Source organism: Devosia subaequoris, assembly GCF_014197055.1.
Taxonomy (GTDB): domain Bacteria; phylum Pseudomonadota; class Alphaproteobacteria; order Rhizobiales; family Devosiaceae; genus Devosia; species Devosia subaequoris.
In genome coordinates this window covers 198,406-215,923 of sequence record NZ_JACIEW010000004.1, presented here as the reverse complement: position 1 = coordinate 215,923, position 17,518 = coordinate 198,406, and the positions used below count along the sequence as shown (strand labels likewise).

The window sequence follows — 17,518 nt, the reverse complement described above, 5'->3', positions numbered from 1 at the left end:
CAATTTTCAAGCCCTGACTGCCCGCGCCCATGGACCAATCCCCTTTCGAGGCCGCTCCCGGCCCCGCGCCTGCGGGACTGACGCCCATGATGGCGCAATTCTTCGAGATCAAGGCGGTCAATCCCGGCTATCTGCTGTTCTATCGCATGGGCGATTTCTACGAGCTGTTCTTCGAGGACGCCGAAATCGCCAGTGCTGCGCTGGGCATCGTGCTGACCAAGCGCGGCAAGCATCTGGGCGAGGATATCCAGATGTGCGGCGTGCCCATTCACGCCGCCAATGACTATCTCAACAAGCTGATCCGGCTGGGCCATCGGGTCGCCATCTGCGAACAGATGGAAGACCCGGCAGAGGCCAAGAAACGCGGTTCCAAATCCGTGGTGCGGCGCGATGTCGTACGCCTGGTGACCCCCGGCACGCTGACCGAGGATGACCATCTCGACGCGCGCTCCGCCAATTATCTGGCAGCCCTGACCATGGTGCGCCATGGCGAAACCGATTTCGCCCTGGCCTGGGCCGATATTTCCACCGGCGAGACATTCGTCTCCGATCTGGCTGCCGACCAGCTCGGCGACGAGATGGCGCGCATTGCCCCGGCCGAACTGCTGCTGACCGATGCGACCCGGGCAGCGCTGGTCGAAAAACACCTGTTCGCGCCGGCCTGGGGCGCGATTGCATCTACCATCGCCCCCGAGCTGGCCGATAGCGAAGCGGCCATGCCGCTTTTGCGTAGCTGTTTCCCCTCTGATGCTTTCGATCCCAGCGCCCTTAGCCGCGCCGGCCGCGCGGCTCTCGGGGCGCTGGTTGGCTATGTCGGGGAAAGCCAGAAGGGCCGCAGCGCCCCGCTGCGGCCGCCGCTGACCGACGCGGCCCAGGCCAGCATGGCAATCGATGCGGCAACACGGTCCAGCCTTGAGCTGCTGGTCACCCAGCGCGGCCAGGCCAAGGGCTCACTGCGCCAGGCCATTGACCTGACAGTGACGGCGCCCGGCGCGCGGCTGCTGGCAACCCGGCTCGCCGCCCCTTTGCGCCGCGCTGATGCAATCAACCAGCGTCTCGAAGCGGTGACCCGTCTGGTCGAAGACACGCTGCTGCGCGCCCACCTGCGCCAGGATCTCAAATCCGCACCAGATCTGGCCCGCGCCCTCTCGCGCCTGGCCCTGGAGCGCGGCGGCCCGCGCGACCTGGCCGCCATTGGCAGGGCCGTTGGAGCGGCTCTCGAACTGGCGCAGCATCTGAGCAAGCAACCCCACCGGCCTGCCATTCTGGACCGTCTGGCACAAACCCTTGGTACCGCGCCACAGACCCTCGCCAGTGAATTGGCGGCGGCGCTCGACGATGACTTGCCGCTTCTCAGCCGCGATGGCGGGTTTGTGCGCTCCGGCTATGACCCAAGACTCGACGAGGAACGCGCGCTGGGCCGCGAGACCCGCGCCGTGGTGGCGGCGCTGCAGGCCCGGCTGATGGACGAGACCGATGTGCGATCGTTAAAGATCAAGCACAATGGCGTGCTGGGCTATTTCGTCGAAGTGCCCGCCGCCCACGGTCAGAAGCTGCTCGAAACCCCGCACCGCGAAACTTTCATCCATCGCCAGACGCTGGCCAACGCCATGCGCTTTACCACCACCGAACTGGCCGACCTTGAAGGCCGGATTGCCCAGGCCCAGGGCGCAGCGTTGCAAATCGAACAGGCCATCTTCACCCGCCTGCGTGATGAGACGCTGGCCGCAACCAGCCAGTTGCAGGGTCTCGCCGACGCGCTGGCCGAACTGGACGTCACCGCCGCTCTCGCAGAAGTGTCTGCCACCCGGGGTTATTGTCGGCCGATTGTCGACGACAGCCTTGCTTTTGCCATCTCTGGCGGGCGCCATCCGGTGGTGGAATTGATGGTGAAATCGGAAGGCCAGAGTTTTGTCGCCAATGATGCCGATCTCTCTGGTAGCGAAGAAACCGGTGGCGGGTCGCTCTGGCTGGTCACCGGCCCCAATATGGGTGGTAAATCGACCTTCCTGCGACAGAACGCATTGATCGCCGTGCTGGCGCAGATGGGCTGCTATGTGCCGGCCGACAGCGCCCATATTGGTGTCGTCGATCGACTGTTCTCGCGTGTCGGCGCCTCCGACGACATCGCCCATGGCCGCTCCACCTTCATGGTCGAAATGGTCGAAACCGCCGCCATCCTCAATCGCGCCACCCGCAAGAGCCTGGTGGTGCTGGACGAGATTGGCCGCGGCACTGCCACCTTCGACGGGCTGTCTATCGCCTGGGCGGCGGTCGAGGCGCTGCACGAAACAACCGGGTGCCGGGCGTTGTTCGCGACCCATTTCCACGAATTGACTTCCCTGGCAAAAACCCTCTCCCGCGTCGCCAACGTCACCATGAAGGTGCGCGAATGGGAGGGCGAAGTGGTGTTTCTGCACGAAGTCGGTCCCGGCGCCGCCGACCGCTCCTATGGCATCCAGGTGGCGCGCCTGGCCGGTCTGCCGGCACCGGTCATAGCGCGCGCCAGACAGGTGCTCGACGTGCTCGAACAACGCTCGGCCGGCACCGCCTCTTCCAGCCAGAAAGCCAGCGTGCTAGACGATTTGCCGCTCTTTGCCCATCAGCCGCCCCCGGCTCCAAAGGGCAAGGATCCCGTTCACGAAGCGCTCGATGCCGTCCGCCCCGACGAAATGACACCGCGCCAGGCCATTGATGCGCTCTATCAATTGAAGAAACTCCGCGATGACGCTAGCCGAAGCTGAGGCCAGACCCAAAAAGGCACAGTTCGCGCTGAAAACCGCCAATACGCTGGTGGCCGAGTTCGATGCGCTGTTGGGCGACGAACCGGCCCGCTCACCCAAGGCCCGCATGGCGATCCTGGCCCATATCCGGCAGACCCTGGCCGATGCGCGCCACAGCGCTGAGGTTGAACTGCTGGCCAACAACAAGGGCACGCGCTGCGCCCAGAACCTGTGTGCCGCCCAGGACGAAATCATCATCGCCGTGCACCGCTTTGCCACCACGCGGGTTTATCCGGTCGACAACCCGTCCGGCGCCGAAGCTATCGCGCTCTCCGCTGTCGGCGGCTATGGCCGCGGCACTCTGGCCCCCGGTTCGGACATCGATCTGCTCTTTATTCTGCCCTATAAGCAAACTCCCTGGGGCGAACAGGTCACCGAATATATCCTCTACATGCTCTGGGATCTGGGGCAGAAGGTCGGCCACGCCGTCCGCTCGGTGGATGAATGCATCCGCATGGCCCGCGCCGACATGACCGTGCGCACGGCCACCTTGGAAGCCCGTTTCCTGACCGGGGACAAGGGGCTCTACGATCAGCTCACCCACCGCTTTGAAACCGAGATCATGCCCAGGACGGGCCCGGAATTCATCGCCGCCAAAATGGCCGAGCGGGACGAGCGCCACAAGCAGATGGGCAATACCCGCTATGTGGTCGAGCCCAATATCAAGGACGGCAAAGGGGGCCTGCGCGACCTCAATACGCTGTTCTGGATCGGAAAATATTTTTATCAGGTCAAGACCAGCCATGAGCTGGTCGGCAAGGGCGTCCTTTCAGCTGCTGAATATCGCTTGTTCAACCGGGCTGAGGATTTCCTCTGGGCGGTGCGCTGCCATCTGCATTTCGTCACCGGCCGGGCCGATGAAAAGCTCAGCTTCGACATGCAGCCCGAATTGGCCCAGCGCATGGGCTATGCGCAGCGCCTGGGCATGCTGGGCGTCGAGCGCTTCATGAAGCGTTATTTCCTGGTTGCCAAAGATGTCGGAGACCTGACCCGCATCATTTGCGCCGGTCTCGAATTTCACCACGCCAAGGATCTGGATCTGGTGGGGCGCGTCCTGGCGCCGTTCCGCTCCGGCAAGTCGAAAATCAAGGGCGAAACCGCCTTCATCGTCGATACCGGGCGCCTCAATATTGCCGGGCCGGACGTTTTCGAGAAGGACCCGGTCAATCTCATCCGCGCCTTCATGGTGGCTGGCCGCGAGGAATTGCTGTTCCACCCCGACGCCATCATGCATATCCGCAACAGCCTGCGGCTGATCGACAAGTCCCTGCGCGCCGACCCGAGGGCCAATGCGCATTTTCTGACCATTCTGACCAGCGCCAACTATGTCGAGCGCATCCTGCGCCAGATGAACGAGAGCGGCGTGCTCGGCAAGTTCGTGCCCGATTTTGGCAAGATCGTCGCGCTGATGCAGTTCAACATGTATCACCATTATACGGTGGACGAGCACCTGATCCGCTCGGTCGGCGTCATGGCCAAGATCGCCAGCGGCGGCCTGCGCGACGAACTGCCTTTGACCCATGAACTCCTGCCTCAGCTCAACGACACGCGCCTGCTCTATGTGGCGCTGTTCCTGCACGATATCGCCAAGGGTCGTCCCGAGGACCACTCCATCGCCGGGGCGAAGATTGCCAGGAAACTCTGTCCCCGCTTTGGCCTCAATGCCGCCGAAACCGACACGGTGTGCTGGCTGATCGAATATCACTTGCTGATGAGCGAGATTGCCCAGGCCCGCGATATCCAGGACCCCGAAACCGCCAAGGCCTTTGCCGATGTGGTGCAATCGCCCCAGCGCCTGGCCCTGCTGATGATCCTGACCGCCTGCGATATTCGTGCCGTGGGTCCGGGCACCTGGACCGGCTGGAAGGGGTCGCTGCTGCGTGCGCTCTATTTTGCCACCGAACCCCTGCTCTCGGGCGGGCATAGCCAGGTCAGCCAGTCCGACCGGGTCAATCAGGCCCGCTCGGCCTTGACCGAGGCTCTTTCGGGCTGGGTGCCCGCCGAAATCGAGGCTTATACGGCCCGCCATTACGACCATTACTGGCTGCGTGCCGAGCCGGAATTACAGCTCGAACACGCCAGGATGATCCGCAATGCCGACGGCACCGACCAGCCCTTTGCCGGCTCGATCCGGGTCAAGGCGTTCGAAGGCATTACCGAGGTCAGCTTTTATACGCCCGATCACCCGCGCCTGCTTTCGTTGATCGCCGGCGCCTGCACCATGCAGGATGCCTCCATCATCGGCGCGCAGATTTTCTCCACCCGCGATGGTCGCGCCATCGACACCTTCCGGCTCAAGCGCTCCTTCACCTCCGACGAAGACGAAAAGGTCCGCGCCACGCGCATCATCGATACGGTCAAGCAGCTTCTGCAGGGCAAGCGCCAGGTGCTGATCGATCTGGGTAAGGAATCGCGCCACAACAAGCGCTTGCGACCCTTCAGCCTGCCCGCCGAAGTGTCGGTCAGCAACGCCATTTCGGAAAAGTTCACCGTCATCGAGGTCTCGGGCCTCGACCGCATTGGTCTTCTCTACGCCCTCACCCGCGAGATAAGCGATCTCAACCTCACCATCGGCTCGGCCCATATCGGCACATATGGCGAAAAGGCCGTCGACGTCTTCTATGTCACCGATCTCACAGGCCAGAAAATCCACGTCAAATCCCGCCAGAAAAAGATCCACGGCGTGCTGATGAACGTGTTCAAGCGTCCCAGCGAGGACAAGGCACCGGAAAAGAAGGTGGTCAATGGGTGAGGCGCACACGGGCCCATGACCCTGTTCCGCAATTTTGTCTCGGTCGGTTCGCTTACCCTGCTCAGCCGAATTGCCGGTTTTGCCCGTGACGCCTTGATGGCCGCGGTGCTGGGCACCGGCCCGGCGGCCGACGCGTTTTTCGCCGCCTTCCGCTTCCCCAATCTGTTCCGGCGGCTTTTTGCCGAGGGCGCTTTCAATACCGCCTTTGTGCCCATGTTCTCCGGTGCGCTGGAGCGTGAGGGTCAAGAGGGCGCAAAACTGCTCGCCGCACGCATCATGAGCTGGCTGGTGGTGATGCTATTCATCGTCACCCTGCTGGCCGAAATTTTCATGCCGCAGGTCATGGCCGCCTTCGTGCCCGGCTTTGTCGATGACCCCGAAAAATTCGAGCTGACCGTGCTGCTGACACGGATCATGTTCCCCTATCTCGCCTGCATGTCACTGATGGCTGCCTACGGTGCCATTCTCAACACGCTGGGGCGATTCTTTGCCGCCGCTTTTGCGCCGGTACTGCTCAACCTGGTCACCATTGCAGCGCTCATCCCCCTGGCCATCTGGTTCGTGCAGACGCCGGCCAAGGCCACCATCTGGGTTGCCATCGCCACTATGACCGGCGGAGTGGCGCAATTGGTGCTGGTCTGGGTGGCGATCGAACGGGCCGGCTTCCGCCCGGCTTTTCGCATGCCGCGGCTGGACCCGGAGGTGCGTCGCTTCTGGGTGCTGGCAGTACCGGCGATCCTGGCCGGCGGCATCACCCAGATCAATATATTCGTGGGCACCATCATCGCCTCGGGCGCCGACAACGCCATTTCCGTCCTTTCCTATGCCGACCGGCTCTATCAGCTCCCGCTGGGCATTATCGGCATCGCCATCGGCACGGTGCTGCTCCCCGAGTTGAGTCGCCATCTCAAAGGGGGGCGGGCGCTTGAGGCGCGGCAGAGCCAGGATCAGGCGCTCTTCGTTTCCATGCTACTCACCATGCCCGCAGCGGTAGCGCTGGTGGCGCTGGCCGAGCCGATCGTGCGGGTCTTGTTCGAGCGCGGCGCGTTCGATGCCCTCGCCACCACCCAGACCGCTGAAGCCCTGATTGCCTTTGCCACGGGCCTGCCCGCCTATGTCTTGATCCGCGTTTTGCAGCCGGGCTTCTTTGCTCGCGAGGACACGCTGACCCCTACCATTTTTGCCGGGATCAGCGTGATCGCCAATATCGCCATCTCGCTCACTCTGTTTCCCAGCCTGCTCCATGTCGGCATCGCCATCGCCACCGCCGCTTCCTCCTGGCTCAACGTGCTGCTGCTTGTGGCCACACTGGCCGTGCGGGGCCATTTCCGCCTGACCTGGCCGCAATGGCGGGCGCAATTGGCTATCCTCGTGATCAGCCTGATCATGGGCACGGCCCTCTGGCTCTTGGCGACCGAGGGCACCGCCCATCTGGCCAGCGGTGTCCCGCTCTGGCGTCAGGCTGGTGTCCTCGCGGCGCTGATCGCCTTCGGCGTCGCGGTCTATTTCACCCTCGTCCATGTCAGCGGCACGCAAGATCTGCGACTTTTGCTCCGTCGACTGCGCCGCCGCGCCTGACGGTTCCATTCTTCGTCTTGCCCGTATAGAACGGGCGCCTGATTTCGTTTCTGTTATCGAAGGGCATCATGACGTTCAGCCCCCGCGTCTTTTCCGGTATCAAACCCTCGGGTGACCTGCATCTTGGCAATTATCTCGGCGCCATCCGCCGCTTCGTGCCGCTCCAGGACACGCATGAGACCATCTATTGCGTGGTCGACATGCACGCCATCACGGTCTGGCAGGACCCCGCAGACCTGAAACGCTGGACCTATGAAATCGCCGCCGCCTATATCGCCGCTGGTGTCGACCCGAGCCGTTCCATCATTTTCAACCAGAGCCAGGTGGTTGAACATGCTGAGTTGAGCTGGATCTTCAACTGCGTGGCGCGCATGGGCTGGATGTCGCGCATGACCCAGTTCAAGGACAAGGCAGGCGAGAACAGCGAGGCTGTGTCACTGGGCCTGTTCGCCTATCCCTCGTTGATGGCGGCCGACATCCTGCTCTACAAGGCCACCGGCGTACCGGTCGGCGAGGACCAGAAGCAGCATCTCGAACTGACGCGCGACATCGCCAAGAAGTTCAACCACGACTTCAAAAAGCAGATCAAGGCGCAAGGCGTGAAGGGCGATTTCTTCCCGATCACCGAGACCCTGGCGACCGGACCGGCCATGCGCGTCAAATCGCTCAAGGACGGCTCCAAGAAGATGAGCAAGTCCGACGCTTCCGATCTCTCGACCATCTACATGATGGATGGCGCCGATCTGATCGCCAAGAAAATCAAGCGCGCCACCACCGATGCCGACGCGCTGCCGAGCGAAGCTGCGGGCCTGTCCGGACGCCTTGAGGCGGAAAATCTGGTGGGCATCTATGCCGCCCTTTCCAACCAGAGCGTGGACGAGGTGCTGGGTGAATTCGGCGGCCAGGGCTGGGGGGTGTTCAAACCTGCGCTGGCGGAGCTTGCCGTATCCAAGCTCTCGCCCATCGCCGAGGAAATGAAACGTCTGGTTGCCGATCGCGGCGAGATGGACAAGATATTGCGTGACGGGGCTGACCGCGCCCGCGCCATTGCCCAGCCAATCATGGCCGAGGTGCGCAATATTGTCGGCTTTGTTCGCTAGAACTCAGGAGCGCCAATGGTTTCGCAGGTCGAATACAAGCGCAAGTTTCTCGTCGTTATCGATGAAACCGAAGAATGCGATCGGGCCGTGACGTTCGCCGCCTGGCGCGTCAAACGCACCGGGGGCACCGTGGTGCTGATGACGGTCGTGCCCAAGCCTGAATTCATCGGACTGGGCGTGGAGGACGTGCTGCGCGCCGAGGCCGTCGAAGAGGCCGAACGCAATCTCGACCGGCGCATGGCCCGCATCAAGGAAATCGGAGACGTACGTGCCGAATCGGTGATCCGCGAGGGCAGCGGCCCCGAACAGATCGAGCGCGTCATCGACAAGGATCACGGCATCGCCATCCTGGTACTGGCCGCCTCCAAATCCCCCGATGGGCCGGGGCCGCTGGTGACCCATTTTGCCGCCCGCGCCAATGTCCTGCCCATCCCGCTAACCATCGTGCCGGGCCGCATGAGCGACGACGAAGTCATCGCGATCTGCTGAGCGTCCCGCAGGGAAAATCTCCCCGGTGGGGAGATTTTAGCGAAGCAGGCCAGAAAAGCTACGCTCGATTGGCTTAGTTTCGAAGCAGACCACGAAAGTTATGCTGGAAAGGTAGAGCGCGGTATCGCGACGGTTGGTCCCCGGCCTGGCTGCCATGCGCCTCCTGCCATGCATTTGCCCTTGCATCCCGCCCCCAAAGGTCTATTTTAGAAACATTCTAATTGCACCGCTCAGCGGGGAGCCGCCATGTTTATCCAGACCGAAGCCACGCCCAATCCGGCGACCCTGAAGTTCCTGCCGGGCCGCGAAGTGCTGGTTGGCGAGCCGCGGGACTTCCGTTCGCCTGAAGCTGCCGCCGCCTCGCCGCTGGCCACCGGCCTGTTCGCCATTTCGGGCGTGAACGGCGTGTTCTTGGGGTCCGATTTCATTTCGGTCACCAAGGACGACACCAATTGGGCCCATATCAAGCCGGCCATTCTCGGCGTCATCATGGACCACTTCCTCTCTGGCAAGCCGGTCATTACCGAGGGCAGCACTGCGCCGGTTGATTTCGACGAGGTTGAGGAGTTCTTCGAGGAAGAAGACAAGGAGATGGTCGAAGTCATCAAGGAGTTGCTGGCCACCCGCGTGCGTCCCGCGGTGGCCATGGATGGCGGCGACATCATCTTCAAGGGTTTCAAGGAGGGCACAGTGTTCCTGCACATGCAGGGCGCCTGCTCGGGCTGCCCGTCTTCCACTGCAACGCTCAAGAATGGCATCGAGAATCTCCTCCGCCACTTCGTGCCGGGTGTCGAGGGCGTCCAGCAAGTTTGAGACCGGCCCTAGGCCGCCAATAGTTACGCAGCAAGCCGGAGCCCGATCAGGAATGATCGGGCTTCTGTCTGTCAGGATCGCGCATGACCCATACGACCACCATCGAATCGCTCGGCCATAAGGGCGAAGGCGTAGCCATCATTGACGGGCAGCGCGTCTTCGTGCCCTTCGCCTTGCCCGGCGAGCAGGTGGCACTCACGATGGATGGCAATCGCGGCGCGCTGGTCGAGACGCTGATTCCTGCGCCAAACCGCATTGAGCCGTTCTGTCCGCATTTTGGCACTTGCGGGGGCTGCCAGCTCCAGCACATGGACGCGCAGAGCTATGCGGCCTTCAAGACCGAGCTGATCGAAACAGCGCTGCGTCAGGTCGGGCTTGCCAACAAAGTCGAACGCTTTATCACGGCCCATGGTGCGGGGCGCCGTCGCGCCACGCTGCATGCCCGCAAGGACAGTGCCGGCTATATGCAATTGCGCAGCCATAACCTGCTCGATCTTGATGCCTGCCCCATCCTGGTGCCGGCGCTCAAGCGCGCGCCAGACATTGCCCGGGCGCTGGGCGCGGCTATCGGCGAATGCGATATCAGCGTCACGGCCACCAATGCTGGCATCGATGTCGGCATCCGCAAGGCAGCCAAGGGCGTACGCGTCGAAAAGCTGGTGCCGCTGGGCAATGAGCTCGGCCTGGCGCGGCTGTCTCTGGACCGGGAAATGGTGCTGTTGCGGCAGCAGCCGACGGTGACCATGGGGCGCTCGGAAGTCGACCTGCCCATTGGCAGCTTCCTGCAGGCTACAGCCGAAGCCGAACAGGTTCTGGCAGACTATGTGCAGGCGGCCGTAGGCAAGCCCAAATCCATTGCCGATCTGTTTTGTGGCATTGGCCCCTTCGCTCTGCGGCTGGCTGAAACTGCCCCGGTTTTTGCGGCCGACAGCGACCGGGCCGGCATTGTTGCGCTCTACAAGGCGGTACGCCATACCAGGGGCCTCAAGGCCGTCACCGCCAAGCCACGCGACCTGTTCCGCGATCCGCTCACCCGCTTTGAACTCAATTTCGACGCCATAGTGCTCGATCCACCGAGAGCCGGGGCCCAGGCTCAGGTCAAGGAGATCGCTGCGTCCAAGGCGCGGCATGTGGTGATGGTCGCCTGCGACCCCAAAAGCTTCGCGCGGGACGCCGCCATCCTTGTTCAGGCCGGGTTCATGTTGAGCGATCTAATAGCGGTGGATCAGTTCGCCTGGTCCGTTCACATCGAACTGGCTGCGACCTTCCGCCGGTAACATTTACGCAACAATGTGCGTGGTCCGGCGTTGGCCTACCCAAGGGCTCATTAAAACTGCAACAGAGCGCGCAGGCCACCTCCCTGGCCGGGCGCGACAATTTGATGGAGCATTGTAAAATGCTGAAAACTATTCTTGCCGCGACCAGTGTCGCGGCCGCTCTCGCTATGCCCGCTTTCGCTCAGTCCGCGGCCGATCCCGGTGGGGTCTGGAAGGATCGCTGGGGCACCACCTTTACCTTCGAGCTGTGTGGTGACGGCACCCAGCTTTGCGGGACGCTCAACGACATCCAGGGCGATAGCCGTACCGAGGAAAACCTGGCCTTTGTCGACAAACAGGTCGTCAAGGCAGAGCAGACTGCGCCCGGCACCTGGGAGGGCCAGATTGCGCTCAATGGCGGCAATGCCAAGGCTATTGTCGAACTGACCGGCCCTGACACCATCAAGCTGACCGGCTGTCAGCTGCTGTGCTCGAGCATCGAGTATCAGCGCGTGTCATAAGGGACAGGCAAATTGAAAAGCCCCGGACGTTGATCCGGGGCTTTTTTCTTGTCAGAGGCGCTTCAGCATACCGTTGCGACGCGCTCCTTGATCACTTGCAGCACTTCATCACCGGGGCGCTTCCACCAATTATCCTGGCTGAAGATTTCGACCTCCTGCGGACCATGGAAGCCGGCATCCTCGATCATCTTGCGGATGGCCTTCAAATCGATGACGCCGTCACCCATCATGCCGCGGTCCAGCAGCATGTCCTTGGTGGGCACCAGCCAGTCGCAGATGTGATGGGCAAAAATGCGCTTCATGCGGCCCGCGCGGGCAATGGCGTTGGCAAGGTTGGGGTCCCACCAGATGTGATAGACATCAAGCGCAACGCCCACCGTCTCGCCCAGCTTTTCGCAGATATCGAGTGCCTGGTCGGTGGTGTTCACGCAGGCGCGGTCGGCTGCATACATCGGGTGCAATGGCTCGATGGCGATCTTGACCCCGCTGGCATTGGCATGCGGCAGCATGGCGGCAATGCCGTCCGTCACCTGTTCACGGGCCCCGGGCAGATCTTTTGACGATCCGGGCAAGCCCCCGACCACCAATACCAGGCAGTCAGCATTGAGCGCGGCTGCCTCATCGATGGCGCGCAGATTGTCGTCGATACGTTTTTGCCGGTCGGCCGCATCGACGCCGGGGAACATGCCACCACGGCACACGCCAGTCACGCGGATCTTGTTCTCCTTGACGATGCGCGCGGCCTCATCAAGCCCAATGGCCTCGATCTGGTCGCGCCAGGGCGAAATCGCGGTGATACCGGCCTTCAGGCACCCCTCGACGGCCTCGGCGAACCCCCATTGCGGGCGAGTGGTCGCCAGGTTCAGCGAAATGACGGTATCGGCGCTCATGCGGAAACTCCATAAACGGCGAGAACCTGCTTCATGCGGGCTGTGGCGAGGTCAGGATCGGCGAGAACCCGCGCCTTGTCGGCCAGACGGAACAGTTCGCTCAGATGCTGCAGCGAGCGGGTCGATTGCTGGCCGCCAATCATGGCGAAATGGTCCTGCAAGCCATTGAGATAGGCCAGGAATACCACGCCGGTCTTGTAGAAGCGGGTAGGCGCCGCGAAGATATGGCGGCTGAGCGGCACGGTGGGTTCGAGGATATCGAAGAACTCATTGGTATTACCGCGCCCCAGCGCCGCCAGGCCCGCCGAGGCAGCCGGAGCGATGGCGTCGAAAATGCCCAATAGCGCGTGCGAATAGCCCTGATCATCACCGGCGATCAACTCGGCATAATTGAAATCGTCGCCGGTATACATCTTGACCGATGCCGGCAGGCGGCGGCGCATGGCAATCTCTTTTTCCGCCGAGAGCAACGAGATCTTGATGCCGTCAACCTTGTCTGCATTGGCGGCAATAACGTCGAGACAGACATCCATGGCCTTGTCGTGGTCGGCATCGCCCCAATAGCCCTGCAAGGCCGGGTCGAACATTTCGCCCAGCCAATGCATGATCACCGGCTGCTTCACCTGGCTGAGCACGTGGCCATAAACCCGGGCATAGTCGTCCGGTGATTTGGCGGCGGCAGCCAGCGCGCGGCTCGCCATCAGGATGACGCGACCGCCCTGCGCTTCGACAAACCCCACCTGCTCGTCATAGGCCTTGATGATGTCGTCGATGCTGACATCGGGGCCTGGGGTTAGATGGTCGGTACCCGCGCCATAGGCGATCAGGCTGTCATCGCGGGTCTTGGCTTCGGCCTGCGAGCGCCGGATCAGCTCCTGTGCTTCGGTCCAGGTCAGTCCCATGCCGCGTTGTGCGGTGTCCATCGCCTCGGCCACGCCGAGACCCAGATCCCACATGCGGTGGCGGAATTTGAGCGTCGTTTCCCAGTCAATGGCCGGGGTCAGCCAGGGATCATTGCTGGCCAGGGGATCAGCCACGACATGGGCTGCCGAATAGGCAACGCGCGGAAAATCCGTCGCCTTGAACTTGACGAACGGGATGGGATCGCCGCTCAGGGTGTAGGCGCTGATGGTCCGATCGGGATTGGGCAGATTGATGGTTGTCATCGTCGTGTCCTTGAAGTCTCAAAGAACTCGGTTGTCATCCCGGCCTTGAGCCGGGATCCATCTTGAGATCAGCCAACGTGGAGCGAGCGCGGACACGTCTCAGGATGGGCCCCGGCTCAAGGCCGGGGTGACACCGTGATTGGGTGAAGTTCCGAACCTCAGAACTGCAACTTCGGCACATCGAGCCAGCGGCGCTCGTCCCAACTCTTGAGCCCCAGTTCGGCCAGCTGTACACCCTTGGCACCGGCCTCGAGGCCATATTCCCATGGGGCATCTTCAGCAACATGGCGCAGGAACATTTCCCACTGCACCTTGAAACCATTGTCCGCCGGCCAGTTGTCTGGAACCTCTTCCCAGTCGTTGAAGAAGTTCATGGTCTGCGGCTGGTCGGGGTTCCACACCGGCTTGGGGGTGTTGACGCGATGCTGGGTCCAGCACTTGTGCAGGCCCGCCACGGCCGAGCCATGCGTGCCATCGACATGGAAGGTGACCAGATCGTCGCGGCGCACGCGGGTCGTCCAGCTCGAATTGATCTGGGCAATCACCCCGCCTTCAAGTTCAAACGTGGCATAGGCCGCATCATCGGTGTCACAGTTGAAGGTGTTCCCCTGCTCGTCCACGCGCTGCGGAATATGGGTGGCGCCCAGGCACGAAACCGCCTGCACTTCGCCGAACAGATTGTCGAGCACATAGCGCCAGTGGCACAGCATATCGAGAATGATGCCGCCGCCATCGTTCTTGCGATAGTTCCAGCTCGGGCGCTGCGACTTCTGCCAGTCGCCTTCAAATACCCAATAGCCAAACTCGCCGCGCACCGACAGGATATCGCCGAAAAAGCCGCTATCCTTGAGCATCTTGATCTTCATCAGACCCGGCAGGAACAGCTTGTCCTGCACCACGCCATGTTTCAGGCCGGAGGCGCGGGCCGTCTTGGCCAGGTTCACCGCCACGTCCAGATCGTCCGAGGTCGGCTTCTCGCAATAGACATGCTTGCCGGCGGCCAATGCCTTTTCCAGCAGCCCGGCGCGCATCAGGGTGGTGCCGGCGTCGAAAAAGATCGCGTCGTCAGGATTGGCCAGTGCCGCCTCGAGATCGTCGCTCCACCGGGCGATATTATGCTTCTTGGCGAGAGCCTGCATCTTGTCGGCATTGCGGCCCACGATGATCGGGTCGACCACCAGCCGGTCGCCATTTTTCAGCATGATGCCGCCCTGATCGCGGATCGCCAGGATCGAGCGCACCAGATGCTGGTTGTAGCCCATGCGCCCGGTGACGCCATGCATGATAATGCCAAGCCGTTGCTCTGCCATTTATTTTTCTCCCAAGCCGCAGCATTCGGTGTAACTGATTAGTTACTTACCTATATGAGGCCGCTATGGCGCGTCAAGCACAACAATGCGCGCTTGTGGTGGAATGTCGTTCTCCCATGGGGCGGCCCCTAAAGGCCCAGCACCATTTTGAGCCCGATCAGGCCGAGGAAAATCAGGATCATGCGGTCAAAGGCCTTGCGGCTGAGCCTGCTGGCAATGGCCTGGCCAAGCGGCATGAAAATCAGAATGGGCACAAGCGCCATGACCCCCTCGATCAGCCACTGCCCCTGCATCACGCCGGCCACGGCCAGTGCCGGCAGATGCACCACTGAATAGAGCAGGAACATGGTAGATACGGCAAACACATGAGCCTCCCGATCCATAGCCATGGCGTGAATGAATGTGACCGTGATAGGCGCCGAAATTCCTGTCGCGCCCTGCAGGACGCCGCCCCCTATGCCGAACAGCGGTCCGGCCCGCCGCGCCAGCAGCGGACCGACCACGAAATGGGGTGCCGCCAGCTTGAGCGCGACGTAGCACAACAAAATGATGCCCAATGTCATCACCAGCGTTCGCTCCGGCAGGCTGGTGAGCGCCCAGGTCCCCAATGCGATGCCTATCGCCCCGCCCACCAGAAACAGCGGCAGGAAGACCATGCGGTCATCCCGCGCAGAGGTGCGAAAACGCCAGACTTGCCACGCATTGGTGAAGATCAGTGGCACGCACATCAGGCCAACCGCGTGCTGCAATCCGAAAAATGTGGTCAGCACCGGCAGCGCCACCAGCGGCAGGCCCATTCCCGTAGCGCCTTTGACGATGGCACCGGCGCTGAGGGCCAGCGCCATTATTGCCAGCCCTGCAAGATCGAATTCCATGCCCTTAGCCCCGGTCTAACGATCCGGTTCAACTCAACCGGCAGGGCTTTGTGATAGCATTCGAACATCTTGACGCAACGCATTTTCTCGCCGCGTTTCGCAATCGATTCAGCTCACCAACTGGTTACATGTCGCTTGACTCGCCTGGGGAACGGCCGCAAGTTCCCTTGGAGAACCGGAATAGTCAGTTCCGGCCACAGAGGGAGGAGAAAACGATGAAGCAGTCCTTGCGAATCGTCCTGGCGTCGGGCTGTGCCCTGATGACGCTGGGCACAGCCACGGCGTTTGCACAGGAGTGGCAACCAGATCGCCCGATCAACCTGATCGTGCCTTGGGGCGCTGGCGGCTCGACCGACCAGGTCACCCGCGTCACCGCGCCGATTCTGGCCGAGGCCCTGGGGGTCGAAGTCGTCGTGGTCAACCAGCCGGGGGCGTCAGGCGCCATTGGCACCCAGGAAGTGCTTAACGCGCCGCGCGACGGCTACACCTGGACCGCCAACGCGATCGCCAACAATGCCACCTACTCGGTGACCGGCCTGCTCGAAGATACCAATATCGACGATTGGCATATCTATCTTTCGGTCGCCAACGTGCCGGTGGTCTCGGTCCCGGCCGATAGCCAGTTCGAGGATTTCGGGCAGTTGCTCGAAGCCTTCAAATCGGACGCTGGGCGCGGCATCTCGGTCGCCACGGCGGGCGTGACGTCGTCGGGAGGCACCGCGATTGCGGCCCTGTCCGATGCGGCCGACGGCTTTGATTACAACATGATCACCTATGATGGTGGTGGGCCTGCAGCCATTGCCACCGCTTCTGGCGAGGCCATGGTCACCACCCAGCTCGCGGTGGAACAGACCGAACTCATCCGCGGCGGCCGCCTCAAGGCACTGGCCGTGCTCTCCGACAAGCCGCTTGATCTCGACGGCGTCGATCCGATCCCGCCAGTCACCAACTGGCTGCCGGACATGCCGCTCGCGCCCGACTATTTCGGCATCTTCATCCCGGCCGGCGTGCCCGACGAAGTGATCGCCACCATGGACAAGATCTGGGCGGAGCAGGTGATGAACTCCGAAGAGATCAAGACCTATGCGGAAAACTTCGGCGCGGTCTTTGCTCCCTCCTATGGTGAAGAAGCTCGCGCCCTGGCCATGCCGGTGGTGATCCTCGAGGCCTGTTCCTCGGTGGAGCGCGGCGAAGCCGTCAATGATCCATCGACAATCGGCATCGACTGCGAAACCCGCACCGAAGTGGGCATGTAGCCCGCCTGGGTCGGCCTCTGGCCGGCCCAGCCCAATTGTCCAGCCCACGCACCACCGGGCCAGCCCCGGTGGTCCACCCCAATGTCTCGGCATGCTGGATGTCAAGACAAACCCTGCAATAACGGCTCCCTTGAGATTGCGCTTGGCGCAATCCCCTGGCCGCAAGGTTCAGACCAATATGACCACCGACACCCCCACACCATCCGATGATGCGCCGCCACCCGCTATGATCAAGGCAGACCTGCTGGCGGGTCTGTTCTTTATTCTGCTTGGGTTGTCGATCTTCTATGGCGCATGGACCATGGATCGGCTCGAGGTGCGCCGTATCCATCCCATGACGGTGCCGGGACTGGTGCCGGGCATGTTGGCCATTGCGCTGACCCTGTGTGGGACCATTCTATCCTTCCGTTCCCTCCGAACCCCAGCGACAGGGGGCTGGCAGCAATTGTCCGGTGCCGTGCTCTCTGGCGCTGCGGCGCGCGCCGGCTCAGTCATGCTGCTGGCCCTGATCTATACCCTTGGCCTGGTTGGCACCCTGCCCTTCTGGGCGGCCACGGGCCTCTTCGTTTTCACCTTCATCATGGTGTTTGAGTGCTGGCTGTCCGAACCGCGCAAGCCTTGGCTCAAATCCCTGCTCTGGGCCTCGGGCCTGGCGCTGGTGACCGCGACCGTGGTGACCCTGGTGTTTGAACGCGCCTTCCTCGTACGGCTGCCATAGGAGCGCGCGAC

General features: G+C 62.3%; 14 protein-coding genes. 10 read left to right on the top strand and 4 right to left on the bottom strand.

Annotated features, from left to right (window positions below; all coding sequences use genetic code 11):
- Nucleotides 1-86 precede the first annotated feature (86 nt).
- The 8 genes from mutS to GGR20_RS09675 all read left to right on the top strand — a co-directional run bounded on the left by mutS (nucleotide 87) and on the right by GGR20_RS09675 (nucleotide 11,292).
- Nucleotides 87-2,744, top strand: a complete 2,658-nt coding sequence (gene mutS / locus GGR20_RS09710; protein WP_246349521.1) for a DNA mismatch repair protein MutS — start codon at nucleotides 87-89, stop codon at nucleotides 2,742-2,744.
- A complete protein-coding gene (locus GGR20_RS09705; RefSeq protein WP_183311051.1) occupies nucleotides 2,725-5,535 on the top strand; it encodes a [protein-PII] uridylyltransferase in 2,811 nt (936 codons plus the stop codon). Before mutS ends, GGR20_RS09705 begins: the two co-directional genes overlap by 20 nt.
- 15 nt (nucleotides 5,536-5,550) lie before the next feature.
- Nucleotides 5,551-7,113, top strand: coding sequence for a murein biosynthesis integral membrane protein MurJ (gene murJ / locus GGR20_RS09700; protein WP_183311050.1), 1,563 nt, complete (start codon nucleotides 5,551-5,553; stop codon nucleotides 7,111-7,113).
- Nucleotides 7,114-7,178: 65 nt separating this feature from the next.
- Nucleotides 7,179-8,213 (top strand): tryptophan--tRNA ligase, encoded by a 1,035-nt coding sequence (trpS, locus tag GGR20_RS09695; protein ID WP_253560160.1) that lies wholly within the window; start codon nucleotides 7,179-7,181, stop codon nucleotides 8,211-8,213.
- Nucleotides 8,214-8,228: 15 nt separating this feature from the next.
- Nucleotides 8,229-8,702, top strand: coding sequence for a universal stress protein (locus tag GGR20_RS09690; RefSeq protein WP_183311048.1), 474 nt, complete (start codon nucleotides 8,229-8,231; stop codon nucleotides 8,700-8,702).
- 246 nt (nucleotides 8,703-8,948) lie between these two features.
- On the top strand, nucleotides 8,949-9,515 hold the full coding sequence (locus GGR20_RS09685) for a NifU family protein (protein ID WP_183311047.1): 567 nt from the start codon (nucleotides 8,949-8,951) through the stop codon (nucleotides 9,513-9,515).
- An 83-nt stretch (nucleotides 9,516-9,598) separates the two neighbouring features.
- The gene (locus GGR20_RS09680; RefSeq protein WP_183311046.1) at nucleotides 9,599-10,792 is read left to right on the top strand and encodes a class I SAM-dependent RNA methyltransferase; all 1,194 of its coding nucleotides are present in this window, start codon (nucleotides 9,599-9,601) and stop codon (nucleotides 10,790-10,792) included.
- A 119-nt stretch (nucleotides 10,793-10,911) separates the two neighbouring features.
- The gene (locus GGR20_RS09675; protein ID WP_183311045.1) at nucleotides 10,912-11,292 is read left to right on the top strand and encodes a DUF2147 domain-containing protein; all 381 of its coding nucleotides are present in this window, start codon (nucleotides 10,912-10,914) and stop codon (nucleotides 11,290-11,292) included.
- A 62-nt stretch (nucleotides 11,293-11,354) separates the two neighbouring features.
- Here GGR20_RS09675 and GGR20_RS09670 read toward each other — a convergent pair whose 3' ends face one another.
- The 4 genes from GGR20_RS09670 to GGR20_RS09655 all read right to left on the bottom strand — a co-directional run bounded on the left by GGR20_RS09670 (nucleotide 11,355) and on the right by GGR20_RS09655 (nucleotide 15,533).
- The gene (locus tag GGR20_RS09670; protein ID WP_183311044.1) at nucleotides 11,355-12,182 is read right to left on the bottom strand and encodes a sugar phosphate isomerase/epimerase family protein; all 828 of its coding nucleotides are present in this window, start codon (nucleotides 12,180-12,182) and stop codon (nucleotides 11,355-11,357) included.
- Complete coding sequence (locus GGR20_RS09665) at nucleotides 12,179-13,348, bottom strand: dihydrodipicolinate synthase family protein (RefSeq protein ID WP_183311043.1); 1,170 nt, start codon at nucleotides 13,346-13,348, stop codon at nucleotides 12,179-12,181. The genes GGR20_RS09670 and GGR20_RS09665 overlap by 4 nt, the downstream gene beginning before the upstream one ends.
- Nucleotides 13,349-13,506: 158 nt before the next feature.
- Nucleotides 13,507-14,658 (bottom strand): Gfo/Idh/MocA family protein, encoded by a 1,152-nt coding sequence (locus GGR20_RS09660; RefSeq protein ID WP_183311042.1) that lies wholly within the window; start codon nucleotides 14,656-14,658, stop codon nucleotides 13,507-13,509.
- 128 nt (nucleotides 14,659-14,786) lie between these two features.
- Nucleotides 14,787-15,533 carry a sulfite exporter TauE/SafE family protein gene (locus GGR20_RS09655; RefSeq protein WP_183311041.1) on the bottom strand — a complete coding sequence of 249 codons (747 nt, stop codon included), beginning with the start codon at nucleotides 15,531-15,533 and terminating at the stop codon, nucleotides 14,787-14,789.
- 215 nt (nucleotides 15,534-15,748) lie between these two features.
- On the opposite strand from GGR20_RS09655, the gene GGR20_RS09650 reads away from it, so the two are divergent.
- Both GGR20_RS09650 and GGR20_RS09645 read left to right on the top strand, forming a co-directional pair.
- The gene (locus tag GGR20_RS09650) at nucleotides 15,749-16,789 is read left to right on the top strand and encodes a Bug family tripartite tricarboxylate transporter substrate binding protein (RefSeq protein ID WP_210283141.1); all 1,041 of its coding nucleotides are present in this window, start codon (nucleotides 15,749-15,751) and stop codon (nucleotides 16,787-16,789) included.
- Nucleotides 16,790-16,967: 178 nt separating this feature from the next.
- Complete coding sequence (locus GGR20_RS09645) at nucleotides 16,968-17,507, top strand: tripartite tricarboxylate transporter TctB family protein (RefSeq protein WP_183311040.1); 540 nt, start codon at nucleotides 16,968-16,970, stop codon at nucleotides 17,505-17,507.
- Nucleotides 17,508-17,518: the final 11 nt, after the last annotated feature.